The sequence below is a fragment of the Vibrio sp. S11_S32 genome, from assembly GCF_014694465.1.
GTDB classification, from domain to species: domain Bacteria; phylum Pseudomonadota; class Gammaproteobacteria; order Enterobacterales; family Vibrionaceae; genus Vibrio; species Vibrio algicola.
In genome coordinates this window covers 1-253 of record NZ_JAAUWS010000190.1, presented here as the reverse complement: position 1 = coordinate 253, position 253 = coordinate 1, and the positions used below count along the sequence as shown (strand labels likewise).

Sequence of the window (253 nt, the reverse complement as noted above, 5' to 3'; positions counted from 1 at the left end):
GTAAGTGAGAAATTCAAACCGCTTTATCAAGCCTTGAGAAACCACTTGCTAGAGCAAGTGGTTATTCAAGCGGATGAAACACCACTCAATGTACTTAAAGAAAACAAACAGTGTTATATGTGGCTATGGTAATCCTCCCATTTCTAACTGTTGTTAAAAGTAGAAGTTAAGCGACCATCAATGGTGGTCTACCACCATTGGCTTTATGAGGCCGTTCATTATTATAAAACCAAAGCCAATTGGTTGCATAGTC

1 pseudogene is annotated in these 253 nt (G+C 38.7%); it reads left to right on the top strand.

The features are described from left to right. Positions 1-129 (top strand): annotated as a pseudogene (locus HC723_RS17215) (IS66 family transposase); the annotation flags it as partial. Positions 130-253 lie beyond the last annotated feature (124 nt).